This window comes from Bradyrhizobium sp. KZN70725 (assembly GCF_055264925.1).
Genome location: NZ_JBUYWT010000002.1, coordinates 146,747 through 173,449 on the forward strand (window position 1 = coordinate 146,747; position 26,703 = coordinate 173,449).

Here is a 26,703-nt window from a genome sequence, read left to right on the forward strand (position 1 = left end):
GCGTCATTGGGGCGATGCGCGAGCATCGAACCCGGAATCTCAAGCCGCAACTTCGAGATTCCGGGTTCACGCTTCGCGTGCCCCGGAACGACGGCCAAAGATGCGCCCGCCTACAGCGAACGCGCGATCAGGAGCTTCATGATTTCGTTGGTGCCGCCATAGATCTTCTGGATGCGGGAATCGATGAACATGCGCGAGATCGGATATTCCTGCATGTAGCCGTAGCCGCCATGCAGCTGCAGGCATTCGTCGGCGGTCTCGACCTGCTTCTGCGAGCACCACCATTTCGCCATCGACGCCGTCACGGTGTCGAGGTCGCCGGCGACCAGGCGCTCGACGCACCAGTCGACGAACACGCGGGCGATCATCGCCTCGGTCTTGCGCTCGGCAAGCTTGAAGGCGGTGTTCTGGAATTCGAGCAGCGGCTTGCCGAACGCGGTGCGCTCCTTGGTGTATTCGGCGGTGATCCTGACCGCGCGCTCCATCGAGGCGACCGCGCCGATCGCGAGCGACAGCCGCTCCTGCGGCAATTGCTGCATCAGCTGTACGAAGCCGTTGCCCTCCTCGGCGCCGAGCAGGTTCTCCGGCGGCACCGTGACGTTATCGAAGAACAGCTCCGACGTGTCTGATGCGTGCAGCCCGATCTTGTCGAGGTTGCGCCCGCGCCGGTACCCCTCGGCGCCCGCGGTCTCAACCACGATCAGCGAGATGCCCTTGGCGCCCGGAGCCCCGGTCCGCGCCACCACGATGACGAGATCGGCGGCCTGGCCGTTGGTGATGAAAGTCTTCTGGCCGTTGATGACGTAGGAATTGCCCTGCTTCTTCGCCGTGGTCTTGACGGCCTGCAGATCCGAGCCGGTGCCGGGCTCGGTCATCGCGATGGCGCCGACCATCTCACCCGACGCCATCTTCGGCAGCCAACGTTTCTTCTGCTCCTCCGAGCCATAGTTGACGATGTAATGCGCGACGATCGCGCTGTGCACGGAGACGCCGGTGGTCAGCTCCGGCACCGTGCTCTCGAGGTCATCGAGCACGGCGGCGTCATAGGCGAAGCTGGCCCCTAAGCCGCCATAGGCCTCGGGCACGCTCGGCAGCAACGCGCCCATCTCGCCGAGCGCGCGCCAGGCCGAGCGATCGACCAGCTTCTGCTCGCGCCATTTTTCGGCGTGCGGCGCCAGATCCTTGGCGAGGAATTTGCGGAACTGGTCTCGGAAGGTGTCCAGCTCCTCGGTCATCCAGGACGATCGGTAGTGCATTCTGCCCTCGTATTAAATCAGAAGACCGCCGCCGGCGACGATCACCTGACCACTGATGTAATTCGATTCCGGAGCGCAGAACAGATAGACCGCATCGGCCGCCTCCTCCGGCGTGCCGCCGCGGCCGAGCGGGATCATGCGGCCCATCGCCTCCAGCATCTGCGGCTGGACGCCGACCTTGATGTCGCGGCCGGCGACGTCGATGGTTTTCTGCTGGGTCTCGATCGGCTGGGTCAGGCGGGTGTTGATCAGGCCGAACGCCACGCAATTGACGTTGACCTTGTAGCGGCCCCACTCCTTGCACATCGTGCGCGTCAGCCCGATCAGCGATGCTTTGGCGGACGAATAGCTCGCCTGCCCGGCATTGCCGTAGAGGCCCGCGATCGAGGAGATGTTGACGACCTTGCGGAACACCTCGCGGCCCGCCTCGGCCTCCCTCTTCGCCATCACTCGGATCGGCTCCGACACCGCGCGCATGATGCGGAACGGGGCGACCAGATGGACGTCCAGCATCGCCTGGAACTGCTCGTCGGTCATCTTCTGGATCGTCGAGTCCCAGGTGTACCCGGCATTATTGACGATGATGTCGAGACCGCCGAACCGCTCGATCGCGGCGCCGACGAAGCGATCGGCAAAGCCGGCTTCGGTCACGCTGCCATTGACCGCGATCGCCTCGCCGCCCATGGCCTTGATCTCCGCGACGACCGCATCGCCCGGCTCGGCATCGAGGTCGTTGACCACGACGCGCGCGCCCTCGTTCGCGAGCTTCAGCGCAATCGCGCGCCCGATGCCGCGGCCGGAGCCCGAGACGAGCGCGACTTTGCCTTGCAGCTTTGACATTCAAACCTCCCTCAAACAACGTGATCTTTGCGGTATGCCCGCCTCACCTCGCCCCGCTTGCGGGGAGAAGTCGGAACGCATTGTCAGATGCGTTCCGGGTGAGGGGGTACAGGTCTCACCACCTCCAGAGTGCGCGGAAGCAGCCCCTCACCCAAACCCTCTCCCCGCAAGAGCGGGGCGAGGGAGCGCACAATCCCTCGTGGCGAGACCTTTCGCACTACAGCGCGATAACCGCCTCGCCGGCGAGCTTGATCTCGCCGTTCTGATCCCTGGTGGTCAGCGCGAGTATTGCGCGCCTCTCACCGCCCTGCTCGACCAGCTCGGTCACCGTGCCCTCGCAGGTCAGCTTCGCGCCGAGCTGGGTGATCGCCGCAAAGCGGGTCGAGAACGAGCGGATGCGCGACGGCGCCACCGCGTCGGTCAGCGCCTGGCCGAGATAGCCCATCACCAGCATGCCGTGCGCGAACACGTCGGGGAAGCCGGCCGCCTTCGCGAAATCGATGTCGACATGGATCGGATTGTGATCGCCGGAGGCGCCGCAATACAGCGCGAGGCGATGGCGGGTGATCGGTGGAAACTCCTTGTGGACGATGCGGTCGCCGACAGAGGGAGAGCTGCTCATGACGGCCTCGCATTGCGTACCACGACGGTGCGCGAGACATCGGCGACATGGACACCGTTCTGGTTGGTGACCGGGGTGTCGACCACGATCAGCGTCATCGCCCCGCCCTTCTTGTCGGTCACGCCAGTGACGCGCGGGCGGAAGGTCAAGGTGTCGCCGACCACGACGGGCGCATGATAGTCGAAGCGCTGCTCGCCGTGCAGCACGCGCGCCAGATCGATGTCGAGCGCCGTGAGGAACTCGAACGGGTCCGGCGCATCCATCATCTCGAGGCAGAACAGATAGGTCGGCGGCACCGGCGCCGCCGTGAAGCCGGCCGCTTGCGCGGCCGCCTCGTCGCGATAGACGGCATTCGTCTCGCCGAGCGTATCGAGGAAGAAGCGCAGCCGCCCCGGCTCGACGCGCGCGGTCACGGGCGTAAATGTACGCCCGACAGCGGATTGATCGACCATGACGACCTCAAGCGCGTTCGTAGAGCGTCACGACGCAGGCGCCGCCGAGGCCGAGATTGTGCTGCAAGCCGATCCGCGCGCCCTCCACCTGCGTCGCCGCAGCGGTGCCGCGCAGCTGCCGCGTCAGCTCATAGCACTGCGCAAGCCCGGTGGCGCCGAGCGGATGGCCCTTCGACAGCAACCCGCCGGACGGGTTGGTGACGATCCTGCCGCCATAGGAGTTGTCGCCGTCGTCGATGAATTTCGCGGCCTCGCCCTCGCCGCACAGGCCAAGCCCCTCATAGGTGATCAGCTCGTTGTGCGCGAAGCAGTCGTGCAGCTCGACGACGTCGAGATCATCAGGCCCGATGCCGGCGGCCTCATAGACCTTGCGCGCGGCATCCCGCGCCATGTCGTAGCCGACCACCTGCATCATGTCTGACGCACCGAAGGTCGAGGGCGTGTCGGTCGTCATCGCCTGCGCCGCGATGCGGACCTGCTTGTTGAGGCCGTGCTGGTCGGCGAATTTCTCCGAGACCAGGATCGCGGCGGCGCCGCCGCAGGTCGGCGGGCACGCCATCAGCCGCGTCATCACGCCGGGCCAGATCACCTGGTCGTTCATCACGTCGTCGGCGGTGACCTCTTTGCGGAACAGCGCCAGTGGATTGTTCTTGGCATGACGGCTCGCCTTGGCGCGCACTTTTGCAAAGGCGGAGAGCGGCGTGCCGTATTTCTTCATGTGGCTGAGGCCGGCGCCGCCGAAATAGCGCAGCGCCAGCGGCACGCCGGGCGCGTCGACCAGCTTGTCGGCCGCGGCGTCGAAATCGTCGAACGCACTGGGACGGTCGGTGAACACGGCCCCGAGCGCGCCGGGCTTCATCTGCTCGAAGCCGAGCGCCATCACGCAATCGGCCGCGCCTGACTCGATCGCCTGCCGCGCCAGGAACAGCGCGGTCGAGCCGGTCGAGCAGTTGTTGTTGACGTTGACGATCGGGATGCCGGTCATGCCGACCGGATAGAGCGCGCGCTGCCCGCAGGTGGAGTCGCCATAGACGTAGCCGACATAGGCCTGCTGCACGCGGCCGTAGTCGAGCCCGGCGTCGGCGAGCGCCAGCTTCGCCGCTTCGGCGCCCATCACGTGATACGGCGCATTGGCGCCGGGCTTGACGAACGGGAGATTGCCGACCCCGGCAATATAGGTGCGTGACGTCATCGCGTGTCCTCCCGGAAATTACCCACTGGACTATTTATTACCCATGGGTAATATACGGGCGATCTTCCGGAGTCAATGCGACAACAGCCGACGCGATGGACGCCCACTCCCCCTCTTCCAGCAACGAGTCGCCATGGCTGCCATTCGAAAGCCGGCGCCGCGCCCGCGACGAGAAGCGCGAGGCAGTGCTGCGCACGGCCGTAGCCCTGTTCCTTGAACAGGGCTATCACCGTGCCACGCTGAACGACGTCGCCAAGCGGCTCAACATCACCAAGCCGGCGCTCTACAACTACTTCCGCGGCAAGGACGAGATCCTGTTCGAGTGCTGGTCGATCGGCAATGAGCTGGTCGACGAATGCATTGCCGAGACGTCGGCGGGCGGCGGCTCAGGGCTCGACAAGCTGCGCAAGCTCACCGTCCGCTATGCCGAGCTGATGACCGCGGACTACGGCAAGAGCCTGGTCCGGTTCGACATCCGCGACCTCAGCAAGGACAATCGCAAGATCGTGCAGACGGCGAAGCGGCGGATCGACCGCGCCTTCCGCGACTATATCGCACAGGGCGTCGCGGACGGTTCGGTGAAGCCGTGCGACCCGAAGCTCGCGGCTTTCGCGATCGCCGGCTCGCTGAACTGGATCGGCCACTGGTTCCAGCCGGGCGGCGAGCTGAGCGGACGCGCCGTCGCCGACGAGTTCGCGATCCGCCTCACCGAAGGCATCGCCAAAACAACAACGCAAATGACATCAACGCGCAAGACAACGGCGCACGAGAAGGCGGACAAACCGCCTCGCAGGGGAAACGCATCAAGGGAGGAGACGAGTGAACATCACACACGGACTGCGGCGCGCGCTGCAGGTCAATCCAAACGGGCTCGCAGTCGTCTGCGGTGAGCGGCGGCGCAACTGGCGCGAGGTCGGCGAACGCGTCGCCCGCCTCGCCGCCGCGATCCGCGGCCTCGGCGCCCGGGACGGCGACCGCGTCGCGATCCTGTCGCTGAACTCCGACCGCTATCTCGAGCTCTACCTCGCCGTCGGCTGGGCCGGCGCCGTGATCGTGCCGCTCAACATCCGCTGGTCTCCGATCGAGAACGAGGACGCGCTGCGCGACTGCCGCGCAACGATCCTGTTCGTCGACAGGGCGTTTGCGCCGGTCGGCACGGCGCTGGCAGGCGCCGTCCCCGGCCTGCGGCTGGTCTATGCCGACGAGGGCGACACGCCTGCCGGCATGGAGAATTACGAGACGCTCATCGCGCGCAGCGCGCCTGTTCCGGATGCGATGCGCAGCCGCGACGACCTTGCCGGCATCTTCTACACCGGCGGCACCACCGGCCGCTCCAAGGGCGTGATGCTGAGCCACGGCAATCTGATGGCCAACGCGCTCAACGCGCTCGGCGAAGGCTTGTGGCCGAGCAGCACGATCTACCTGCACGCGGCGCCGATGTTCCACCTCGCCAATGGCGCGGCGATGTATTCGGTGCTGCTGTCCGGCGGCTCCAACGTCGTGATCCAGGGCTTTACGCCTGACGGCGTCGCAGCCGCCGTGCAGAAGGAGCGCATCACCGACGTGCTGCTCGTGCCGACCATGATCCAGATGTTCGTCGACCACCCGACGCTCGGCAATTACGACCTGTCGTCCTTGAAGCGAATCTCCTACGGCGCCTCCGTGATCAGCGACGCCGTGCTGATGCGCGCCATGAAGGCGCTGCCGCATGTCGAGTTCACGCAAGCCTACGGCATGACCGAGCTGTCGCCGATCGCGACCCTGCTGCACTGGAAGGAGCATATCGGCGACGGCCGCGTCAAGGGCCGGCACCGCGGCGCCGGCCGGGCGACGCTTGGCGCCGAGGTCAAGATCGTCGATGCGGAGGACAAGGTCGTACCGACGGGCACCGTCGGCGAGATCGCGGTGCGTGGCGACATGGTGATGATGGGCTATTGGGAGCGTCCGGAGGAGACCGCGCGCGCCGTGATCGACGGCTGGATGCACACCGGCGACGGCGGCTACATGGACGAGGACGGCTTCATCTACGTCGTCGACCGTGTCAAGGACATGATCATCTCCGGCGGCGAGAACGTCTATTCGGCCGAGGTCGAGAACGCGCTCGCCCAGCACGCGGCGGTGGCGCAATGCGCCGTGATCGGGATCCCGAGCGAACGCTGGGGCGAGCAGGTTCACGCCGTCGTGGTGATGAAGAGCGGCGCCAGCGCCACGCCGGAAGAGCTGATGGAGCACTGCAAGGTGCTGATCGCCGGCTACAAATGCCCGCGCAGCGTCGACATCACCTCGACGCCGCTGCCGCTCTCCGGCGCTGGCAAGATCTTAAAGCGCGAGCTTAGAAAGCCGTATTGGGAGAACCGCGAACGGCGGGTGAGCTGAGGGACAGCTCTCAACGTCACCCCCATCATTCCGGGGCGATGCGAAGCATCGAACCCGGAATCTCGAGATTCCGGGTCTGGCGCTAACGCGCCATCCCGGAATGACGATGTCTCATGACGCCATTCGACCGCGAGCGTTGACATCGGAGCACATGGCCGATTGGATCGGTTCGAGATTCAATCCAGCGAGTTCCGATGTCCGCACCCGATACCAATACCGACGGCAAGCCCCGCCGCCTGATGCACCGCCGCTCCGTCGAATGTCTCGGCTATCTCCGTGACGACGGATTGTGGGAAGTCGAGGCGCAGCTGGTCGACACCAAACCCTATGCCCGACAGGACAAGCATCGCGGGCTGCAGCAGCCCGACGATCCCGTGCACGACATCCGCCTGCGGCTCGCGGTCGACGACAGTTTTACGATCCGCGAGACCGGCACCACGATGGCCTCAACGCCCTACCCGTCCTGCCTCGACGTCGAGGGCATCTTGCAGCGCCTGGTCGGCGAACGCATCGGCAAGGGCTGGCGCGAACTGGTCCGTCGCAAGATTGGCAAGCTCGAAACCTGCACCCATCTCGCCGAGCTGCTGGGTCCGGCGGTGACGACGCTGTTCCAGACCGCAACCTCCGGCAAGGACCCGCAGGGCCGCGGCGCGCTCGATCACCAGCGCGATGTCACCGAGCCGCCATTCTTCGTCGGCGGCTGCTATTCATGGCGGCTGGATGGGCCTGTCGTGGCCGAGACCTTTCCGCAGTTCGCGCAGAAGTCGACCGAGGCGAAGCACAGTTCGTGAGCGGTGCCCCGCCGCTGGCCAAGGCGAGTGCATGGTGCGCCGCTGCTGGAGCTCAAATGCAGCTCCTCGTCGCAGCTCTATCCCATTCACGCAGATGATCGAACGCGGCACTAGCTCTCCGGCACGCCGGCCATGCGCATTCCCTCATAAAAGCGCTTACGCTTGGCGAGCCATACCGGATTGTCGGACAGGAAGACGACATTGACGTCGTATCGACGAATGCTGAAGTTGGGATCGAGTGCCAGTCCGGCTTTGGCACTGGATCGTGCTTCCTCGAGGTCTCCCATCATGGCCAACGCGCCAGCCAAGTGAAAGTGAGCGAGCGCAAAATTGGGATTAGCCTCAATGCTCCGGCGAAGCCAGTCCAGCGCCTCGAGGTCTGCGTTGGTGCAGGACATCAACTTGGCCATCCCGACAACCATGATCCAGAGAAAGGCACGCGTATCGCGAGGGGACAGTCGTAACGCCTCTTGAATATGCCCCTCGACTTCCTCACCACGCCCCAGCGCATGCTTCCCGAGGCCAATGAACCCATGCGCATCGGCCAAATTCCGATCGAGCGCCAGCGCCTGGCGACATTCAGCGATACCCTTTGCAGCGCGGCGCGTCCGAATTTGAACCGCGCCGAGCAACATGTGGGCTCTGGGGTGATTGGGCGCACGCAACAACACGCCATTCAGCGCCTTCTCCGCGGCCCTGAAATATGCCGGTCCGTCATCGGCCATGGAGGAAGAACCGATCGCAAAATCGACCTGAGCCGCGGCAACCGCTGCTTCAATATTGTCGGGATCAAGCGCGAGGGCGCGCATGAAGAAATCCCTTGCTCGCGCCATAACCGCTGGCGCTATTCCTTTATTCAGGACAGCCCTGCCCTGAAAATAGAGATCCATCGCGTCCGGCTGGGGCAACCGTTCTGCCCGTCGTGCTTCGGCCTTGATAAGCTCGGCGTTCAATGTATTGGCGAGCCGGGATACGATCTCATCCTGCATGTCCAGCAAGTCGGCAGCGGGCTTGTCGAAGCGCTCGGCCCACACATGGGCTCCGGTTTCCGTGTCAGTCAACTGAACGTTCAGGCGAAAGCGATTGCCGCCGCGTTGCACCGACCCTTCCAGCGCGTAACGGACATTCAATTCGCGACCGATCTCCCTCACGTCCACCGCCTTTCCCTTGAAGGTGAACGCAGTGCCCCGGCCGATGACGAACGCGCCGGCGATGCGCGACAGGTCGGTAGTCAGACTGTGAGTCACGCCATCGACAAAATATTCCTGCTCCAGATCGCCGCCAATATTTGTGAATGGTAGAACAACAATGGACAGGTGTGGGATCGAAGATGAACCCGCTGGCCTTCCGGCGTTGTCCGGCATCGACGAGGTCGTGACACTGGCAGAAGCCGGGCGGTCGGCCTGCTCGCCATCCACGACCAGCATGTAGCCGCGGCGAGGCAAGGTTCTCAGGGCCAATCGGCCCGCCCCTCCCAAGGCCTGCCTGATGTCGCCGATGGCCTGGACAAGCGAGTCTTCCGTGACCTCGCAGTCCGACCAGACCTCATCCAATATCTCGTCCTTATGCACCAGGCGCCCGACGCGTTGCGCGAGGAGCCGCAGCACCGCCCAGGCTTGAGGACGCAACGGCACGATGTCGCCGCGCCCGTCGAGCAGCAATTCGCGGGCTAGGTCCAAGGTCCGGTCGCCGATCACAATCGAAGGCTGCGATGACTTAAGCAAGAACGCCTCGTTGGGCCATTTCGGAAAGTATCGGCAGAATATCGGCGAGGTTTCGGGACCTGGCGGCAATTGTACAGCATCATCTTGCGGCGCGGGATAGCAAAACCGTCCCGAGCAGCGATCCACCAAAAGCGGTCAGCGCCAGGCAGGCCTCCATGATCAGTTCTGTCATCCATACTGCGCTAAGTATTTCAGGTTTCAACCCTTCCCCAATTGCGGGGACGGACCGGCGATGCGGTCCCGGCGTCAGCGACACCGAGATCAGGGTCGGCCAATCAATGCCGCGCAGCGCGCCGCTTTCGAGCCTGAGCAGGTTTGCCCGGGAGTGCTGGACCGGCACCAACTAGCAACATGAGGGGGAATGATCGATGGCCTCTGTCCAAGCATCCGCAAGATTGCTGCACCTTATTCAGTCGCAGCGCGTGACCGCGGTCATCTACGTCGCCGCGAAGCTGGGGATCGCCGAGCTCCTGCGCGATGGATCGCGGCCCCTCGGCGAACTCGTCGAGGCAACCGGCGCGAACAAGCAGGCGCTCCGCCGCCTGCTGACCGCGCTTTCGACCATAGGCATTTGCACGGTCGCTGAAGAGCGATACGCATTGACCGAACTGGGGGCTTGCCTTGACGGGGCCGCAACCCAGTCCCTCAAGAACTGGACGATCTTTGAAGGCCGGTTTCTGACCGAATCGTGGACCGGGTTGCTGGACTCGATCATGACCGGCAAGACCGCCGCGCAACTGCTTGACCATGAAAACAGCTTTGATCTGATGGCGCGCGATCCGGAGATGGTCAGCATATTTAATGCGGCTATGACGGAGGGGACCCGTCTGGCGATTCCGGATATCCTGGGGGCCTACGACTTCGGTGCGTTCGCTCATCTCATGGATGTCGGCGGCGGCTCCGGCGAACTCGTTGGCGCCATAGCCGGGCAGCATCCGCATATCCGAGGGACTATTTTCGACCTTCCGCGCTGCGCCGAATCCGCGACTGGCCATCTGAGGCGCAGCGGGCTCAGTGATCGCATCGAATTCATGGCCGGCGATTTCTTCCAGACGATTCCATCGATCGCGGATGCCATCGTCATGAAGAACATCATTCACGATTGGAACGATGAGCGCAGCATGGTCATCCTCGCAAACTGTCGAAGGGCGCTCCCCGGAGGGGGCGTGCTCCTGCTTATCGAACGGGTCATGCCGGAATTCCCGAGCGTAAGCGATGCGCACAGGGAACAGACGCTGACCGATCTGCTCATGCTTCGCGGTCCTGGCGGTCTCGAAAGAACGGAAAAGCAGTACGCCTGGCTGTTTCGCGAATCCGGCTTTACTCACACCGCGACCTGTCCGGCCGGGCGTCTCAGCGTCATCGAGGCAAAGGTCACCTGAGCTTTCGAGGTCAGACCATTACTCGCGCGCAATGGAGCAGCGACTGGTTTGAAGGACATCATAGGCAAAAGCATATTTTGGAAGGAACAAGAATGCATCTGCCTGCTGCAAGCAAGTCATCGTCGCCGATATTGGAGAACCCGGCGTACAAGGCCGTGTTCGCCAAGGTCGACTGGCGCCTTATGCCTTTGCTACTGATCGCCAGCATGGTCGCCTTTCTCGACCGCATCAACATCGGCTTCGCACAGCTTCAGATGAAGCAGACACTACCGTTTGATGATGCAGTCTACGGGCTCGGCGCGGGCATCTTCTTCGTCGGATATTTCCTGTTTGAGGTGCCCAGCAATCTTCTTCTGGAAAGGATCGGCGCGCGCAAAACCCTGTTGCGGATCATGGTGCTCTGGGGATTGGCGGCGACCGCCATGATGTTTGTATCGACGCCGCTCCAGTTCTATGCGGCGAGGTTCTTTCTTGGTGTCTTTGAGGCCGGCTTCGCCCCGGGCGTGCTGCTGTACTTGACGTACTGGTACCCGTCGGTGAGGCGCGGGCAGGTCATCGCGATCCTCGCGTCGGCGCCCCCCATTGTGATGTTCATCGCTGGTCCGCTGTGTGGTTCGATCCTGAAGTATTTCGACGGCGTCAGCGGTCTTTACGGCTGGCAATGGCTGTTTCTGATCCAGGGTTTGCCCGCGCCAATCCTCGGCGTTCTCGTGTATTACCTGCTCAAGGACAAGCCGTTCCAGGCCGCGTGGCTCTCGAAGGGGGAGAAGGCGCTGCTGGACGATGCTTTACAGCATGACGAAGAGAACATCGTGAAGGCGACCTCGGGGACGTTCCGGCAGCTGCTGCGAGACCCGAAGGTCTACCTGTTGTCGCTGGCCTGTTTTTGTCTGCTGGGCGCCAACTACACGATGGTATTCTGGATGCCGACCCTGATCCATAGCTGGGGAGTAAAGGATCCGCTACTGGTCGGCGTCTATCACGCAGTAGCCAACGCTGCGGGTATCGTCTGCATGATCCTGATCGGTCGTCATTCGGACAAGCGGCATGAGCGCCGCTGGCACTATGCGACCTGCGTCACGATTGCCGCCGGCGGCTTGTTCTTTCTCATGTTGCTCCACGGCACTTTTGTTGGTTCGATCCTGGCTCTCTCCTTCGCCGTCATCGGGTTTGTATCAGCGCCGCCGCTCTTCTATGCATTGACCAGTGAGTATCTCTCAGCGGGCGCGGCGGCCGGCGGCCTTGCCCTCGTCACTAGCCTCGGAAATCTCGGTCCGGCGGTAAGCCCGTCGATCACCGGGTTCATCGTGCGGAACACCGGCGACAACATCTATGGCATGTACTTCGTCATGGCGCTGTACTTGCTCTCCGGCGCACTCCTGCTGCTGAGCATGCGGCCCGCAACGAATGAGTTGCTTCCGTCCAGGAGTTGACCCATTCCTGCCAAGATCAAGCCGCCGCAGCGGAATGCTCGACCACAGCCTGCGGCGGGTTGCGGAAGCCGATGGCGATGCGGTTGTAGGTGTTCATCAGGCCGATCGCGATGGTCAGGTCGACCAGTTGCTTCTCGTTGAACACCTCGCGGGCCGCCTGGTAATCGGCATCCGGAATCGCGGTCTCCGCCACGCGGGTGACGGTTTCGGCCCAGGCCAGCGCGGCGCGCTCCTCGGCGTCGAACAGCGCCTCAGCCTCGCGCCAGACCTGCAGCACCGCAAGCTTCTCGACCTTGACGCCCATCTTCAGCAGGCTGCGGGTATGCGAATCCAGGCAATAGGCGCAGCCGTTGATCTGCGATATCCGCAGATAGACCAGTTCGACGAGCTGCGCGGAAAGCCCGCTTTGCGTGATGTAGCCATAGACGCCACCGAGCGCCTTGATGCCCGCGGGGGCGACCTTGTTGTAATCGATCCGCATGCTCATTGCTTGTGTCCTTCCTTGTCGAACACAGTCAGCGCCTTGTCGTTGCTGTCGACGACGAACACCGCAAGCAGCTTCGCCGGTTCGGTCGCGCTCGCGTTGCGCCCGAGCACGTGATGCGCGCCGGGCGGCTCGAAGAAGCTTTCGCCGGCCCGATAGACATGCGCGGCCTCGCCTTCCAGCTGGCTCTCGATCGCGCCCTGGAGCACGTAGACATAGAGAAACGCCGATTTGGCGTGATGATGCGGCGCCGACGGCTCGCCCGGCGGGAAGTTCACCTCCACCGCGATCAACGACTTGCCGGGAATGTTCGTGATCATATGCTCGAACTTCGGCGTCACCGATTGCGCCATCGCCGGAGTCGCAAGGGCCGCGCAGGCCAGCAGCGTTGTCATCAAGGTCTTCATCTCGTGCCTCCATTGCTACCGGATAGATGCGGGCACGCATGGCCAAAAAGAAGCACCAAGAATGAACCGAATTGGTGTACCACGAGCCATGCCCAACCCGCTTCCCATCGCGCTCGACCGGTCGGCCAGGACGCCGCTCTCCGAGCAGATCCGCAAGGCGATCGCGGCGGCGATCGACAACGGCGTGCTGGTGCCGGGCGCCCGGCTGCCATCGTGGCTCGACCTTGCCGCGCAGCTCGGCGTTGCGCGCGGCACCGTGCGGGCGGCCTATGACAAGCTGTCGGACGCCCAGCACATCGTGTCGTCGAAGGCGGGCGGCACCACCGTCGCGAGGCGGCCCAGGAAGGCCGCCAAGCCCGATGCGCCGGTCGCTCCCGGATCGGTCGTGGAGATGTTTCGCGATCTGAGCGGTCAGGGACACTTTCGGATGGGCGTCCCCGCGCAGGATAGGCTCCCCGCCAAGCTGCTGGCGCGAATCCGCGCGCGCGCCGTCCGGGCGGAATTGAGCGCGGTGATGCGCTATGTCGATCCACGCGGCGAGCTCGAATTGAGACGCGAGATCGCGGCGCATCTCGCGATCGCGCGCGGGCTCGAATGCTCGCCCGCGCAGATCGTCATCACCTCGGGATTCAGCGGAGGACTCGGCCTCGCGCTGCGCGTGCTCGGCCTCGAAGGCCGCCGCGCTTGGATGGAAAACCCGGGATTTCCATTGACGCGAAAGGGCCTCGATCTCGGCCGGCTGGAGGTCGTCCCGATCCCCGTCGATGCCAACGGCATCGATGTCGAGCACGGTCTCAAGCACGCCCCCGACGCGGCGCTCGCGGTCGTGACCCCGGGCCAGCAGGCGCCGCTCGGCCCGCCGCTGTCGCCGCAACGTCGCGCGCAGCTGCTCGACTGGGCCGCCCAAACCGGAGCCTTCATCATCGAGGACGACTATCTCGGCGAATTGCAGCTCGATGGCCGTGCCGCGCCGGCGCTCGCCTCGCTCGATCGCGCCGGCCGGGTGATCCATCTCGGCTCCTTCAGCAAGACGATCTCGCCGACGCTGCGCCTCGGCTTCCTGGTTGCGCCAGAGCCGTTGGCGGCGCAGTTCGCCGATGTCGCGACGTGCCTGGTCCCTGCTCCCGGCCCAGCGGTGCAGCTGTCCACCGCGGAGTTCATGCGCGACGGTCACTACATCCGCCATCTCAGGCGAACCAAGCGGGCCTATTGCGACAGGCGCGATGCGCTGACGACGGCGCTACGGAGCTGGAGCAACGATGTGCGGGTTGCCGGCCTCGCCGTCATGCTGACGCTGCCGGACAAGACCGCCGATGTCGAGATCGTCAGGGCACTGCTCGCGCACGGGCTGGCGCCCGCCCCGCTCTCGCCCTGGTATTTCTCACCGAAGCGCGCGCAGCCGGGTCTCTTGCTCGGCATTGCAACAGTGCCGGATCGCGGCGTTCCGGCCGCATGCAAGCGCCTGTTCGAGGCGATCCGCGCCCAAGGTCGCGTCCAAAGTGCGCCGGTCTCGCGCCGGATCAGGAAGCCCGCAGCCCGGTGAGCGTCAGGCTCAACGCCTTGAGCCGCTTGCGCGCCTCGGCGTCATAGGCCTGGGCATGGGCGCGCGCCTCGCGCTTACCGTCGAAGAACAGCCCGCTCCGGCCTGCCACATCGTCGTCCTGGACCAGACGCAGGATGGCATCACCGCCCTGCTCGACGGTCGAGATCGGCGTCGCGCCGCTGGCGCGCACCATGGTGGTGTTCATGTAGGTCGCGGGGTGCAGCGAGTTGACGGTCACGCCGGAGCCTTCCAGCTCCGTGGCCAGGTCGATGGTGAACATGATCTGCGACAGCTTGCTCTGCGCATAGGCGCGCGCACCGCTGTAGTTCTTCGTGATCATCACGTCGCCGAAATCGATCGGGTGCTGGCCGAGCGACGCGACATTGACGATGCGCGCCGGCGCGCTCGCCTTGAGCCGCGGCAGCAACAGATGCGCGAGCAGGAAGCCGGCGAGATAGTTGACCGCGAAGCGCAGCTCGTGGCCGTCCTTGCTGGTCTGCCGCGCCGGCCCCTCGTTTTGCGAACCGATGCCCGCGTTGCTGACGAACACATCAAGGCGTTCCTGGTCGTCGAGCACCAGCTGGGCGAACTCGCGGACCTCGGCGAGCGAGGACAGGTCGGCCTGGTAGAACATCGGCTCGCGGCCGCTGAGGCGCTTGATCTCGTCGGCGAGCGTCTGCGCCCGCTTGGTATCGCGGCCGTGGATCAGGACCCGGGCGCCGGCCGACGCCAGCTTCATCGCGACGTAGCGGCCGACGCCGTCGGTGGAACCGGTGATCAGCACCGTCTTGCCTGCCATATTCATCGAAATTGCCTTTCGATCGTTCGCCCAGCGCTGTCAGCAAAGATAAAGGCGCCGCGCGGACTTTGCCATGGCATGCCACCGCGCTGGCGGCGCCAAAATGGCGTCCAAGATCACCCCCAGGGTCTCGGGCCTTCTCCGGAACCGCATACGTACATCTTGTCGCGCGGCCGGCGGTCGCGCGGCGCCGCGTCGCGCGTCAAGGAGATCGCGTTCTGATATCCTCGACGTGAACGACAAGTCAGGATCGGTAAAGGACCGGAATGTCCTCGATCATTCCAGACACGATGCTGCGAAAGACTCCCTCTCTGGAGCCGTACGGCATGCTGCTGTTGTTCGGCGCGCTGACCGCGCTGCCGATCGTCCTGACGCTCCGTCTGGTTGAGCCCGCACTCGTGCTGCCCGTGCTCAGCCTGTTGTTGTTCGTCCAGGCAGCCATTGCCGCGATTGCGGCGCGCGTGATCCACGTGCGCACAAGCGTGGCGAACCTCACGCTGTGGGATTTTGCCGGCGCGTTCACCTTCATGGGGTGCGCGGCGGCGATCCTCGGCGAACCGGATCAGGCGGCGCTGTTCTTCGAGGAAGAAGCAGCAATGCGCCCGGTGTCACGACCGTAATCCCAGGCCGGGCCCCTCTGGCAGCCACAAGCTGCGATGTCGGACTGGAACCCAGTTGGAGTGGCCCTGCTTCGACCCGCGACGCGGATAAGCGTCGCGGTGGATTTGCCGTCCGCATGACGGCAAGAGCCGGTTTCGTCGAAAGGGTCCGCTCCCCGACCTCAAGGGGAACATGACCCATGTCCGAACTATTTTCGCCCGAGTTGTTTTCACTCGACGCCCTCAGCGCATTGCTGCAGGTCGTCGTCATCGACCTCGTGCTGGCCGGTGACAACGCCGTCGTGATCGGCCTTGCCGCGGCCGGCCTGCCGGAGAAGCAGCGCGGCAAGGCGATCCTGATCGGCATCGGTGCCGCGACACTGCTGCGCATCATGTTCGCGCTGGTCACCACGCAGCTGATGCAGATCGTCGGCCTGCTGCTGGCCGGCGGCATCCTGCTATTGTGGGTGTGCTGGAAGATGTGGCGCGAGCTGCGCGCCGACGCGCACGAGACCACGGCCGAACACGCCGATGGCGCAAAGGGCCAGCGCAAGACGCTGTGGCAGGCCACCACGCAGATCATCGTTGCCGACGTCTCAATGTCGCTCGACAACGTGCTGGCGGTCGCGGGTGCGGCGCGGGAGCAGCCGATCGTGCTGGTGTTCGGCCTCGCGCTCTCGATCGCGATGATGGGCGCGGCGGCCTCCGTCATCGCGCGGCTGCTGCAGAACCACCGCTGGATCGCCTATGTCGGCCTCGCCGTGATCCTCTATGTCGCCATCGACATGACGGTTCGCGGGGCGAACGAGATCGCGAAGGTGGCTCCGGCCTGACACCGAAAGCAAAACGGCGGGCCCTCCGGCCCGCCGCTCTGCAAATCGACAACGCGTGCTGCCTCAGTGGATCTCCGCCGAACGCTTCAGCGCGTCCTTCAGCTTCTCCAGTGAGAAATCCTTGCTGCGCGCGATGTCCAGGATCGGGGTCTCGCGGCGGCCGCAGAGTTCGGCGGCCTCGGGCAGCTTCGCCGCGACCTCATAGGGGATCACGATGGCGCCGTGGCTGTCGGCGTGGATCAGATCGTCGGATCGCACCGTCATGCCGGCGACGCGGACCTCGCCGCCAAAGCTCTCGGCATGCACCCAGGCGTGCGACGGGCCGATCGAGCCGGCCAGCGCCTGGAAGCCCGGCGCCCATTGCGGGATGTCGCGGATCGAGCCGTCGGTGATGACGCCGAGGCAGCCGAGCGCCTTGTGCACGTTGCTCTGCACCTCGCCCCAGAACGCACCATAGCCGACGTCCGGGCCGTCGATGTCCTGGATGACAGAGATGCGCGGGCCGAAGCCGGTGCCGACATATTCGTAATATTGGATGCGGCGCTTCGACTGCTCCTCGGCCGAGAGGCCGGATTTCAGCACCGAGCGGATCGTCGTGGTGCGGGCGTAGCCGACCATCGGCGGCAGCGTCGGGAACGGGCAGACCAGCGGCTTCACGGTGTAGCCGATCAGACGGCGCTCCGGCGCGACGATCTCCATCGCGTTGCAGATCGTCGGCGTGTCGTAGCGCGCCAACGCTTCAAGGACGGAAGCAGGAAGCGGGGCGGAAGCGGATGTCGTCACGGCGTTTCTCTCCTGATTTTTGGCGTCAGATCATGATGCGTTTCCAGGGAAACGCATCATGATCTCATTTCTTTGTTTGAGCATGATCTTTTCGGAAAACCGGTCTCCACTTTTCCGGATCATGCTCGAGCGGGCCGTTCTCAGCCTATAGCCGAGATCGCAGGCGAACCCAACCGAGGCACGCTCATGGCTGATATTTGCTGGAATGAAACCACTCTATCACCGTCACCCCCGCGCAACGGCGAAACCGTTGTCGCTGGAAGTGGCCGCTTCTTCAGCGGCCCTCGAAGGGTCGACGGCCCCAATCTCGGAGGAGCCGGGCCGTACATCCTTCGAGGCTCGCCCGGCGGCGCAATTGCGCCGCAAGGCTCGCACCTCAGGATGACGGTCGACTACCGAGGGCGCACTCAGTGCAGATGCGTCGGACGATCGTCGTGGTCACTCTCCGCGACCGGCGCCGTATAGGGAGCAGCGGCCCGCGCCGCCACCGGCGCGCCCGCAGCTTGCGTCTGCGCGGCAAGCTGGCGCTCCTGGTCGCGGTAGGACTTCCAGCCCCAGGGCAGGCTGATCAGATAGAGCACCGAGCCCGCCGACAGGATATGCCAGGGATAGCCGATCAGCAGCGCGACGATGAACACCACCGACACGAACACCGGCAGCACCATTTCCGGCGGCACGCGCATCTTCACGGTCTTGCCGGAGAACACCGGCAGCCGCGACACCATCAGGAAGGCGATCAATAGCGTGTAGAACGCCGTCAGCGTCGCCGGCGGCATCGGCACGCCGAGGAAGGCGAGATAGATCGGCAGCAGCACGGTGATCGCACCGGCAGGCGCCGGCACGCCAGTGAAATAGTTGGCGGCGAAGGCCGGCTTGTTCGGATCGTCGATCGAGGCATTGAAGCGCGCAAGCCGCAGGCCGCCGGAGATCGCGAACACCATCGCGGCGATCCAGCCGCCATTGTTCAATTCATGCAGCTGCCAGAAATACAGGATCAGGCCCGGCGCGACGCCGAAATTGACGAAGTCGGCGAGGCTGTCGAGTTCGGCGCCGAATTTCGACTGGCCCTTGATCATGCGCGCGACGCGGCCGTCGATGCCGTCGAGGATCGCGGCGAACACGATGGCGGCGACCGCCAGCTCCATCCGCCCTTCCGTCGACAGCCGGATCGCGGTGAGGCCGGCGCAGATCGCCAGCAGCGTGATCATGTTCGGCACCAGCATCCGCACCGGGATCGGGCGGAACCGCCGGCGGCGATACTCGTTGGAATTCGGATCGAATGGCGTCATGGCCTGATGAATATAGCAAGCGCCGCCCGGCTCCGCCATTGCGGCGGGAACCGGCTGCTGGGGCTGGCGAAACAGAGTTAATCGGCGCGGTAGGTCCGGCCCGAATCGGCGTTGCGGAAATCCGCCAGAATCGTCTCGCCGGCGACCGCGGTCTGCCCCTCGGAGACCAGCGCCTTTGTGCCCTCGGGCAGATAGACGTCGAGCCGCGAGCCGAAGCGGATCAGGCCGAAGCGCTCGCCGGCGCCGATCGACTGGCCCTCCTTGACGAAGCAGACGATGCGCCGCGCCACGAGGCCTGCGATCTGGACCACGCCAATGCGCCCGTTGGAGGTCGAGATCACGAGCGAATTGCGCTCATTGTCCTCGCTCGCCTTGTCGAGCTCGGCATTGATGAAGGCGCCGGGCCGGTAGGCAATGCGGTCGATGCGGCCGACCACCGGGCTGCGGTTCACATGGCAGTTGAACACGCTCATGAATACCGAGACACGCGGCAGCGGCTTGTCGCCGAGCCCGAGCTCGGCCGGCGGCAGCGCCTGCACCACCATCGAGACGCGGCCGTCGGCCGGCGATACCACGATGCCGTCGCGCAGCGGCGTCACGCGAACCGGATCGCGGAAGAACAGCGCGCACCAGACGGTCAGCAGCGTCCCGATCCAGCCCAGCGGGGTCCAGATCCAGAACAGGATCAGGCTCGCCAGAGCGAAGCCGCCGATAAAGGGATAGCCCTCGGGGTGGATCGGCGGGATCTGCGCGCGGATGGAGTTGGCGATCGACATCAGAGCTCGCTTGCGTTTCCCCGCCCCATTTGGCGGGAGAGGCCCTAAATCGACTATTCCGCGGCGGTCGGCAAGGGTTTCTCACCCGCATCAGGGCTGGAATCCTCCGACGTTTCGGTGACCGCCGGCGGCAGCCGATTCGGCGCGGTGCCGTCGTCATCGACCTGGGCGAGCCGTTCGCGGGCCTCCTCGGCCTCGCGTTGCCGGTTCCACATGCTGGCATAGAGGCCGTCGGCGGCCAAAAGCCGCGCGTGGGTGCCGCGCTCGGCGATCCGGCCCTGGTCCAGCACGATGATCTCGTCGGCGCCGACGATGGTCGACAGCCGGTGCGCGATCACCAGCGAGGTGCGGTTGCGCGAGACCCGCTCCAGCGCGCCCTGGATCTCGTGCTCGGTGTGGCTGTCGAGCGCGGAGGTCGCCTCGTCCAGCACCAGGATCGGCGGCGCCTTCAGCACCGTGCGCGCGATCGCAACGCGCTGCTTCTCGCCGCCGGAGAGTTTCAGGCCGCGCTCGCCGACCTGCGTCTCATAGCCCTGCGGCGACATCCGGATGAAGCCGTCGATCTGCGCGAGGCGCGCCGCCTCCTCCACCTCGTCGTCGCCGGCATCCCAGCGGCCATAGCGGATGTTGTAGCGGATGGTGTCGTTGAACAGCACGGTGTCCTGCGGCACCATGCCGATCGCCGAGCGCAGCGAGGCCTGCGTCACGGTCTTGATGTCCTGGCCGTCGATCAGGATGCGGCCGCTCGAGACGTCGTAGAGGCGGAACAGCAGCCGCGAGATCGTCGACTTGCCGGCGCCGGAGGGACCGACGATCGCAACCGTCTTGCCGGCCGGCACCTCGAAGCTCAGGCCCTTGAGGATCGGCCGGTCCGCCTCGTAGGAGAAGCGGACATCCTCGAACCGCACGCTGCCGGATGACACCGCGAGCGGCTTGGCCCCCGGAATGTCCCTCACCTCGGGATCGCGCGCCAGCACGTCGAACATCTTCTCGATGTCGATGATCGCCTGCTTGATCTCGCGATAGACCATGCCCATGAAATTCAGCGGCTGGTAAAGCTGGATCATCATCGAATTGATCAGCACGAAATCGCCGACAGTGTGGGTGCCGTTGCGGATGCCGAACGCGCACATCAGCATGGTCGCGGTCAGCCCCGCGGTGAAGATGATCGCCTGCCCGGTGTTGAGCACGGCGAGCGAGGTGTAGGTCTTGACGCTCGCCTGCTCGTAGCGCTCCATCGAGCGGTCGTAGCGCCGCGCCTCGCGCTCTTCGGCGCCGAAATATTTCACCGTCTCGTAGTTGAGCAGCGAGTCGATCGCCTTGGTGTTCGCCTCGGTGTCGGAATCGTTCATCCTGCGGCGGATCTCGATCCGCCACTCGGTCGCGATATAGGTGAAGTACATGAACACGACGACGGTGAGCAGCACCGCGAGCACGTAGCGCCAGTCGAACTGCCAGAGCAGCACCGCCGCCAGCAGCGCAACCTCGACGATGGTCGGGATCAGCTGCAGGATCACCATCCGCACGATGGTCTCGATGCCGGAGCGGCCGCGCTCCAGCACGCGGGTCAGGCCGCCGGTCTTGCGCTCGAGATGGAAGCGCAGCGACAGTTCGTGCATATGCACGAAGGTGATATAGGCGAGCCGCCGCACCGCATGCATCGCGACGCGGGCGAAGATGCCGTCGCGCCACTGCGTCAGCACCGCCATGACGATGCGCACCGCGCCGTAGCTGATCGTCATCAGCACCGGCGAGGCGATCAGCCATACCACCCAGTTCGAGGCCGCAACCGGCGCCGAGCCGGTGCCGTTCAGCGCATCGATCGCCCATTTGAAGGTGAACGGCACCGACAGCGTGGCAAGCTTGGCGAACAGCAGCAGCACCACCGACCAGATCACGCGCGTCTTCAAATCGGCGCGATCGCCGGGCCAGATATAGGGCCACAGATGAACGAGGGTGCCGAGCAGCGTCCCCTTCTCGGCGGCCGGCGACGTGGCCGTGGGCTGCGCGGCGCCGGTCACACTCTGTTGCGGCGGCACCATCAGCCGCCCGCCCGCGCGGTTACGGCGCGGCGGTCCGCCGCCACATCTTTTCCACGGTTTGCCATTGTGCCCGTCATATAGATCGTTTGAACGCGGCGTACAGGCTTATGACGAAAATTGTTCGCGATTCGCGGGAATTTACGGGATTTTTTGGCTCTCCATCCCCATATGGGAGTCTTGACCCTGTTTACGCTGCAGTGCCACAAGGAACGTATGAACCAAATCAAGACTGTCTGTGTTTATTGCGGCTCCGGCCCCGGTAACAATCCCCGTTTCGTTGAAGCTGCCGTCGCACTCGGCAAGAGCTTTGCCGAAAGCAACGTGCGCTTGGTCTATGGCGGCGGCTCGATCGGCCTGATGGGCGCGGTCGCGAAATCCACGCTCGATCACGGCGGCTCCGTCACCGGCATCATTCCCGAATTCCTGCGCGCGCGCGAGAACGCGCTGACCTCGGTTCAGGAGATGATCGTCACGCCCGACATGCATGAGCGCAAGCGCCTGATGTTCGAGCGCTCGGATGCGTTCGTCGCGCTGCCCGGCGGCATCGGCACGCTCGAAGAGCTGGTCGAGCAATTGACCTGGCAGCAGCTCGGCCGTCACCACAAGCCGATCCTGCTCGCCAACATCGACAATTTCTGGGAGCCCCTGCTCTCGCTGCTCAACCACATGCGCATGACCGAGTTCATCCGCCCGACGCTGCCGATCAACGTGCTGATGGCCGATCGCATCGACGAGATCCTGCCGCGGCTGCGTTCGGCGGTGGCACGCACGCCCGAGGCCGCGAAGGAACTCGCGCCCGAAGTCGCGCGTCGGCTGTAACTGTTCGCCGCACTTTCGGCTCCATGACCGTCATGCTGAGGAGGCCGCGGAGCGGCCGTCTCGAAGCACGATCGCCCCGCTGGTGGCCGTGCATCCTTCGAGACGCGCTACGCGCTCCTCAGGATGACGGGTCGAGACAAGTGCTAGCCTGAAATCCTTACTACTCGCTCGGAAACGTCACGGCCTCGATGCGGTTGCCGTCGGGATCGAGGACGAAGGCCGCATAGTAGCGCACGCGGTCGTGCGGGCGCAGGCCCGGAGGACCATCGGAGAGGCCGCCGGACGCCAACGCAGCGGCGTGGAAGGCGTCGACCTCGGCGGTAGTCTTCCCGCGCAGGCAGATATGGGTGCCGCTCTCATGCGGCACCTGCGCCATCGTGGCGCGCAGATTGATCCAGAATTCTGGATAGGCCTTGCCGAAGCCGACCGTCGCCGGCCGCGTGACGAGGCGGCTCAGGCCAAGCGCGGCCAACGTCGGCTCGTAGAACCGCGCGGCCCGTTCCAGATCGCGAACGCCGACGGAGACGTGGTCGATCATGGATACTCCCTCCCCGTTGTCATTCCGGGATGGTCCGAAGGACCAGACCCGGAATCTCGAGATTCCGGGTTCGCTGCTTCGCATCGCCCCGGAATGACGGCTCAATCACTCACGCCTGCGCGCCCGACTTCACCAGCTTGTAGAACACCGAATCCATCAGCGCCTGGAACGAGGCGTCGATGATGTTGGGCGAGACGCCGACCGTGGTCCAGCTCTCGCCGGTCTCGTCCTCGCTCTCGATCAAGACGCGCGTGACCGCCTCGGTGCCACCATTGAGGATACGCACGCGGTAGTCGATCAGCTTCAGGCCATCGATATATTTCTGGTACTTGCCGAGGTCCTTGCGCAGCGCGACGTCGAGCGCGTTGACCGGGCCGTTGCCTTCGGCGGCCGAGATCAGCCGCTCGCCGTCGACATCGACCTTCACCACCGCGAGCGCCACCGTGACGCGCTGGCCGTTGGCGTTGTAGCGCTGCTCGACATTGACGTCGAACTGCTCGACCTTGAAATATTCCGGCACCTTGCCGAGCGTGCGGCGCGCCAGCAGGTCGAAGGAGGCGTTCGCCGATTCATAGGCAAAGCCCGCGGCCTCGCGCTCCTTCAATTCCTCGACCAGCCGCATCAGCCGCGGATCGCTCTTGTCATAGGCGATGCCGGCACGGTCGAGTTCGGCCATCACGTTGGAGCGGCCGGCCTGATCGGACACCAGCACCTTGCGGTGATTGCCGACGGAATCCGGCAGCACGTGCTCATAGGTCTGCGGATCCTTCATGACAGCCGAGGCATGGATGCCGGTCTTGGTGACGAATGCGCTTTCGCCGACATAGGCCGCATGGCGGTTGGGCGCGCGGTTCAGCATGTCGTCGAGCGTGCGCGACACCTTCATCAGCGTCGCCAGCTTCTCCGTGGTGACGCCGATCTCGAACTTGTCGGCAAACTCCTGCTTCAGCTTCAAGGTCGGGATCAGTGAGCAGAGGTTGGCGTTGCCGCAGCGCTCGCCGAGGCCGTTGAGCGTGCCCTGGATCTGCCGCGCGCCGGCCCGCACCGCGGCGAGCGAATTCGCCACCGCCTGCTCGGTGTCGTTATGGGCGTGGATGCCGAGATGGGCGCCGGGCACCTGCTTGATGACTTCGCCGACGATGGTCTCGATCTCATGCGGCATGGTGCCGCCATTGGTGTCGCACAGCACCACCCAGCGGGCGCCGGCCTGATAGGCCGCCTTGGCGCAGGCGAGCGCGTAGTCGCGGTTCTCCTTGTAGCCGTCGAAGAAATGCTCGCAGTCGACCATCACCTCGCGGCCGAGCACCTTCGCGGCAGCGACGCTGTCGCGGATCGAGGCGAGGTTCTCCTCATTCGTGGTCTCGAGCGCGACGCGGACCTGGTAGGCGGAGGATTTCGCGACGAAGCAGATCGCGTCCGCCTTGGCCTCGAGGATGCCGGCAAGCCCGGGATCGTTCGACGCCGAGCGGCCCGGCCGCCGCGTCATGCCGAAGGCGGTGAAGCGTGCGTGGTCGAACGCAGGCTTCTTGCTGAAGAACTCGGTGTCGGTCGGATTGGCGCCGGGATAGCCGCCCTCGACATAGTCGATGCCGAGCGCGTCGAGCATGCCTGATATCACCTGCTTGTCCTGCAGGGTGAAGTCGACGCCATTGGTCTGCGCGCCGTCGCGCAGCGTGGTGTCGAACAGATAGAGGCGCTCGCGGCTCACGCGTGGCCTCCCGGGGTCGCGACACCATCGAGCTGCTTCTGCATCGTGGTGTTGGCGAGCCACTCGTCGTTGATAGTGACCGAGTTGCGCTGCTGAGCGACGTAGCCGCGCTTGCGGAAGAATTCCAGCGCGGTGTCGCTGGCATCGACCTTCAGGGTCTTGGTGCCGCGGGCACTCGCGATCTTCTCAAGCGCATCGCACAGCGCGCTGCCGACACCCTGCCCGACCGCGCTCGGATGCACATAGAGCATGTCGATGAGATCGGCGCCCTTCAGCGAGGCGAAACCGACCGGGGCGCCCTGCAAGGTCGCGATCAGCGTGAGCTGGCCGGCGAGCTTCTTGCCGAAGGCCGCCTCGTCGTCGGCGGCCATCGCCCAGGCTTCCTGCTGCGCCTCGCTGTAGTCGTCGCCGGTCAGGTCCATGATCGAGGCCGAGAAGATCGCCGCCAGCAGCGGCGCGTCGTCGGGCAGATACGGGCGCAAGGCGGGCGCGGAGCGGCTCATCGCGCGACCTCCCAGGTGGTGATCGGCTTTCCTTCGGCATCCTTTCCGTCCTTGATCGCCACGCCCATCGCGGCGAGCTGATCGCGGATCCGATCCGACTCCTTGAAGTCCTTGCGGGCCCGCGCCGCGGTGCGCTCGGTGATCAGTGCTTCCACCGCGGCGGCATCGACACCGCTCGCCTGCTGCTTGCGGGCCTCCCACGCGGCCGCGCTCTCCGACAGGAAGCCGAGCAGCCGGAGCGAGCCGGCAAACTCCCTGCGGCTCTGTTCGCTGCTCGACGCAGCACCGCGCAGGCCGTGCAGCACGGCCATCGCCTGCGCCGTATTGAGGTCGTCGTAGAGCGCCTCGACCATCGCCGGCGACGGCGCGCCGGGATCGGCGTCGGCCGCGACCGCGTACCAGTCGTCGAGTGTCTTCGCGGCCTCCTCGGTGGCCTTGGCGGTCCAGTCGAGCGGCGAACGATAATGCGTCTTCAGCATGGCAAGCCGCAGCACCTCGCCGGGCCAATCGGCCAACAGATCGCGGATCGTGAAGAAGTTGCCGAGCGACTTCGACATCTTCTCGCTTTCGATCTGCAGGAAACCGTTGTGCATCCAGACATTGGCCATGCGGTCGGAGTGGAACGCGCAGCAGGTCTGGGCTAGCTCGTTCTCATGGTGCGGGAACACCAGGTCGATGCCGCCGCCGTGAATGTCGAACTTCTCGCCGAGATGCTTCCAGGCCATTGCCGAGCACTCGATGTGCCAGCCGGGGCGGCCCTCGACCTTGATGCCTGCGGGCGACGGCCATGACGGCTCGCCCGGCTTCGACGGCTTCCACAGCACGAAATCGGTGTTGTCGCGCTTGTAGGGCGCGACATCGACGCGGGCGCCGGCGATCATCTCGTCGAGCGAACGCTTCGACAGCGCGCCGTAACGCGGCAACATCGAATTGGCCGCGTTCATCGCCTGCGGCGAGAACAGCACATGATCCTCGGCGACATAGGCAAAGCCGCCGGCAACCAGCTTCTCGATGATGGCGCGCATCTCCGGGATGTGCTCGGTCGCGCGCGGCTGCACGGTCGGCGGCAAGCAGCCGAGCGCCGTGGCGTCGTCCTGATACTGCTGATAGGTCTGCTCGGTGACCTTGCGGATCGCCTCGTTCAGCGGCACGCCGGGATAATCCCGCGCGGCGCGGACGTTGATCTTGTCGTCGACGTCGGTGACGTTGCGGACATAGGTCACGTGATCGGCGCCATAGCGATGGCGCAGCACGCGAAACAGCACGTCGAAAACGATGGCAGCGCGGCCGTTGCCGATATGGGCGAAGTCGTAGACCGTCGGTCCGCAGGCATACATGCGGACGTTTTCGGCATCGAGCGGCACAAACGGCCGCTTCTCCCGGGTCAGCGTATCGTAGAGGCGCAAATCCATGGAAACCGTTCCCTTGCGGCCGGGCGGTCCAATGCTCTCATGTGTTGAGAAAAGACGGCCTCAGCCAGCGAATCGCTAGCTCATAATCTCGCGGCAAATG

27 protein-coding genes are annotated in these 26,703 nt (G+C 64.9%); 9 read left to right on the top strand and 18 right to left on the bottom strand.

The window, feature by feature from the left end; genetic code table 11:
- Positions 1-110 precede the first annotated feature (110 nt).
- From ACZBJS_RS02565 to ACZBJS_RS02585, 5 genes are all read right to left on the bottom strand, one after another.
- Complete coding sequence (locus tag ACZBJS_RS02565) at positions 111-1,256, bottom strand: acyl-CoA dehydrogenase family protein (protein ID WP_057019698.1); 1,146 nt, start codon at positions 1,254-1,256, stop codon at positions 111-113.
- Between the two features lie 12 nt (positions 1,257-1,268).
- The gene (locus ACZBJS_RS02570; protein WP_076826488.1) at positions 1,269-2,096 is read right to left on the bottom strand and encodes an SDR family NAD(P)-dependent oxidoreductase; all 828 of its coding nucleotides are present in this window, start codon (positions 2,094-2,096) and stop codon (positions 1,269-1,271) included.
- Between the two features lie 217 nt (positions 2,097-2,313).
- A complete protein-coding gene (locus tag ACZBJS_RS02575) occupies positions 2,314-2,718 on the bottom strand; it encodes a MaoC family dehydratase (protein WP_076826486.1) in 405 nt (134 codons plus the stop codon).
- Complete coding sequence (locus ACZBJS_RS02580) at positions 2,715-3,170, bottom strand: MaoC family dehydratase N-terminal domain-containing protein (protein ID WP_076826485.1); 456 nt, start codon at positions 3,168-3,170, stop codon at positions 2,715-2,717. The genes ACZBJS_RS02575 and ACZBJS_RS02580 overlap by 4 nt, the downstream gene beginning before the upstream one ends.
- Positions 3,171-3,177: 7 nt before the next feature.
- Complete coding sequence (locus ACZBJS_RS02585) at positions 3,178-4,362, bottom strand: lipid-transfer protein (protein WP_463438305.1); 1,185 nt, start codon at positions 4,360-4,362, stop codon at positions 3,178-3,180.
- 95 nt (positions 4,363-4,457) lie between these two features.
- Between ACZBJS_RS02585 and ACZBJS_RS02590 the strand changes: the two genes are divergently transcribed.
- The 3 genes from ACZBJS_RS02590 (at position 4,458) to ACZBJS_RS02600 (ending at position 7,529) form a co-directional block, all read left to right on the top strand.
- Entirely contained in the window at positions 4,458-5,252 is a 795-nt protein-coding gene (locus tag ACZBJS_RS02590; protein WP_076826481.1) for a TetR/AcrR family transcriptional regulator, read from the top strand.
- A complete protein-coding gene (locus ACZBJS_RS02595) occupies positions 5,182-6,738 on the top strand; it encodes an acyl-CoA synthetase (protein ID WP_076826479.1) in 1,557 nt (518 codons plus the stop codon). The genes ACZBJS_RS02590 and ACZBJS_RS02595 overlap by 71 nt, the downstream gene beginning before the upstream one ends.
- Before the next feature lie 194 nt (positions 6,739-6,932).
- Complete coding sequence (locus ACZBJS_RS02600; protein WP_076826478.1) at positions 6,933-7,529, top strand: DUF2889 domain-containing protein; 597 nt, start codon at positions 6,933-6,935, stop codon at positions 7,527-7,529.
- Between the two features lie 110 nt (positions 7,530-7,639).
- Here ACZBJS_RS02600 and ACZBJS_RS02605 read toward each other — a convergent pair whose 3' ends face one another.
- Both ACZBJS_RS02605 and ACZBJS_RS02610 read right to left on the bottom strand, forming a co-directional pair.
- A complete protein-coding gene (locus ACZBJS_RS02605; protein WP_463438306.1) occupies positions 7,640-9,253 on the bottom strand; it encodes a winged helix-turn-helix domain-containing tetratricopeptide repeat protein in 1,614 nt (537 codons plus the stop codon).
- 79 nt (positions 9,254-9,332) lie between these two features.
- Positions 9,333-9,596, bottom strand: a complete 264-nt coding sequence (locus ACZBJS_RS02610; RefSeq protein ID WP_316394890.1) for a hypothetical protein — start codon at positions 9,594-9,596, stop codon at positions 9,333-9,335.
- Between the two features lie 25 nt (positions 9,597-9,621).
- Here ACZBJS_RS02610 and ACZBJS_RS02615 point away from each other — a divergent pair, with 25 nt between their 5' ends.
- Entirely contained in the window at positions 9,622-10,635 is a 1,014-nt protein-coding gene (locus ACZBJS_RS02615; RefSeq protein WP_316394888.1) for a methyltransferase, read from the top strand.
- Positions 10,636-10,727: 92 nt separating this feature from the next.
- Positions 10,728-12,068 (top strand): MFS transporter, encoded by a 1,341-nt coding sequence (locus ACZBJS_RS02620; RefSeq protein ID WP_316394886.1) that lies wholly within the window; start codon positions 10,728-10,730, stop codon positions 12,066-12,068.
- 16 nt (positions 12,069-12,084) lie between these two features.
- Here the strand turns inward: ACZBJS_RS02620 and ACZBJS_RS02625 are convergent, their stop codons facing one another.
- Both ACZBJS_RS02625 and ACZBJS_RS02630 read right to left on the bottom strand, forming a co-directional pair.
- Positions 12,085-12,555, bottom strand: a complete 471-nt coding sequence (locus ACZBJS_RS02625) for a carboxymuconolactone decarboxylase family protein (RefSeq protein WP_168855732.1) — start codon at positions 12,553-12,555, stop codon at positions 12,085-12,087.
- Complete coding sequence (locus tag ACZBJS_RS02630; RefSeq protein WP_316394883.1) at positions 12,552-12,959, bottom strand: cupin domain-containing protein; 408 nt, start codon at positions 12,957-12,959, stop codon at positions 12,552-12,554. The genes ACZBJS_RS02625 and ACZBJS_RS02630 overlap by 4 nt, the downstream gene beginning before the upstream one ends.
- A gap of 88 nt (positions 12,960-13,047) precedes the next feature.
- Between ACZBJS_RS02630 and pdxR the strand changes: the two genes are divergently transcribed.
- Positions 13,048-14,502 carry a MocR-like pyridoxine biosynthesis transcription factor PdxR gene (gene pdxR, locus ACZBJS_RS02635; protein WP_316394881.1) on the top strand — a complete coding sequence of 485 codons (1,455 nt, stop codon included), beginning with the start codon at positions 13,048-13,050 and terminating at the stop codon, positions 14,500-14,502.
- Here pdxR and ACZBJS_RS02640 read toward each other — a convergent pair.
- The gene (locus tag ACZBJS_RS02640) at positions 14,480-15,307 is read right to left on the bottom strand and encodes an SDR family NAD(P)-dependent oxidoreductase (protein WP_057017274.1); all 828 of its coding nucleotides are present in this window, start codon (positions 15,305-15,307) and stop codon (positions 14,480-14,482) included. The genes pdxR and ACZBJS_RS02640 overlap by 23 nt on opposite strands.
- Before the next feature lie 320 nt (positions 15,308-15,627).
- Here ACZBJS_RS02640 and ACZBJS_RS02645 point away from each other — a divergent pair, with 320 nt between their 5' ends.
- Both ACZBJS_RS02645 and ACZBJS_RS02650 read left to right on the top strand, forming a co-directional pair.
- A complete protein-coding gene (locus tag ACZBJS_RS02645) occupies positions 15,628-15,921 on the top strand; it encodes a hypothetical protein (RefSeq protein WP_076826731.1) in 294 nt (97 codons plus the stop codon).
- Between the two features lie 179 nt (positions 15,922-16,100).
- On the top strand, positions 16,101-16,733 hold the full coding sequence (locus ACZBJS_RS02650) for a TerC family protein (RefSeq protein ID WP_076826466.1): 633 nt from the start codon (positions 16,101-16,103) through the stop codon (positions 16,731-16,733).
- Between the two features lie 63 nt (positions 16,734-16,796).
- Here the strand turns inward: ACZBJS_RS02650 and ACZBJS_RS02655 are convergent, their stop codons facing one another.
- From ACZBJS_RS02655 to ACZBJS_RS02670, 4 genes are all read right to left on the bottom strand, one after another.
- Entirely contained in the window at positions 16,797-17,516 is a 720-nt protein-coding gene (locus ACZBJS_RS02655) for an RraA family protein (RefSeq protein WP_463438307.1), read from the bottom strand.
- Between the two features lie 407 nt (positions 17,517-17,923).
- Positions 17,924-18,805 (bottom strand): CDP-diacylglycerol--serine O-phosphatidyltransferase, encoded by an 882-nt coding sequence (gene pssA / locus ACZBJS_RS02660; RefSeq protein ID WP_463438308.1) that lies wholly within the window; start codon positions 18,803-18,805, stop codon positions 17,924-17,926.
- Between the two features lie 77 nt (positions 18,806-18,882).
- The gene (locus tag ACZBJS_RS02665) at positions 18,883-19,581 is read right to left on the bottom strand and encodes a phosphatidylserine decarboxylase (RefSeq protein ID WP_463438309.1); all 699 of its coding nucleotides are present in this window, start codon (positions 19,579-19,581) and stop codon (positions 18,883-18,885) included.
- 53 nt (positions 19,582-19,634) lie between these two features.
- Positions 19,635-21,623 carry an ABCB family ABC transporter ATP-binding protein/permease gene (locus ACZBJS_RS02670; protein WP_244558752.1) on the bottom strand — a complete coding sequence of 663 codons (1,989 nt, stop codon included), beginning with the start codon at positions 21,621-21,623 and terminating at the stop codon, positions 19,635-19,637.
- A 213-nt stretch (positions 21,624-21,836) separates the two neighbouring features.
- Between ACZBJS_RS02670 and ACZBJS_RS02675 the strand changes: the two genes are divergently transcribed.
- Positions 21,837-22,442, top strand: a complete 606-nt coding sequence (locus ACZBJS_RS02675) for an LOG family protein (RefSeq protein WP_463438310.1) — start codon at positions 21,837-21,839, stop codon at positions 22,440-22,442.
- A 160-nt stretch (positions 22,443-22,602) separates the two neighbouring features.
- On the opposite strand, the gene ACZBJS_RS02680 is transcribed toward ACZBJS_RS02675, so the two are convergent.
- From ACZBJS_RS02680 to cysS, 4 genes are all read right to left on the bottom strand, one after another.
- A complete protein-coding gene (locus ACZBJS_RS02680; RefSeq protein ID WP_456784625.1) occupies positions 22,603-22,980 on the bottom strand; it encodes a VOC family protein in 378 nt (125 codons plus the stop codon).
- A gap of 109 nt (positions 22,981-23,089) precedes the next feature.
- Positions 23,090-24,688: a citramalate synthase gene (cimA, locus tag ACZBJS_RS02685; protein WP_463438311.1), complete on the bottom strand. Its 1,599-nt coding sequence runs from the start codon at positions 24,686-24,688 to the stop codon at positions 23,090-23,092.
- Entirely contained in the window at positions 24,685-25,191 is a 507-nt protein-coding gene (locus tag ACZBJS_RS02690) for a GNAT family N-acetyltransferase (protein WP_463438312.1), read from the bottom strand. The genes cimA and ACZBJS_RS02690 overlap by 4 nt, the downstream gene beginning before the upstream one ends.
- A complete protein-coding gene (gene cysS / locus ACZBJS_RS02695) occupies positions 25,188-26,603 on the bottom strand; it encodes a cysteine--tRNA ligase (protein ID WP_463438313.1) in 1,416 nt (471 codons plus the stop codon). Before cysS ends, ACZBJS_RS02690 begins: the two co-directional genes overlap by 4 nt.
- Positions 26,604-26,703 lie beyond the last annotated feature (100 nt).